Source organism: Amycolatopsis sp. SID8362, assembly GCF_010550475.1.
Lineage (GTDB): Bacteria > Actinomycetota > Actinomycetes > Mycobacteriales > Pseudonocardiaceae > Amycolatopsis > Amycolatopsis eburnea.
In genome coordinates this window covers 1-267 of record NZ_JAAGNB010001411.1, presented here as the reverse complement: position 1 = coordinate 267, position 267 = coordinate 1, and the positions used below count along the sequence as shown (strand labels likewise).

Below are 267 nucleotides of genomic sequence, written 5' to 3'. Positions count from 1 at the left end.
CTCGAGGTACGACGACCACAGCTCCCCCAGCCCGCCGACCGGGAGCAGCTTGCCGCCGAAGAGGTCGAGGCCCAGCCGGGCGCGGTTGACGACCAGCCCGAGCGCGGTCATCACGACGAGCAGCACGACCGGCGGCGCGAAGATCGTGGCCGCGAGCACCCGCCGCCGGTTCACCTCGACGAAGACGAGTTCGGGCTCGGCCTCTTCGGCCGGTCCGCCGGCAGCCGGTTCGGCGGAGACCGGTTCCGGCGCCGGGGTTTCCGGCAG

The 267-nt window shown here is 73.8% G+C and carries 1 protein-coding gene; it reads right to left on the bottom strand.

Annotation, left to right across the window (positions count from 1 at the left end; translation table 11 throughout):
- Positions 1-267: hypothetical protein (locus G3I65_RS42970; RefSeq protein WP_160701179.1), on the bottom strand; the 267-nt coding region annotated here is incomplete at both ends.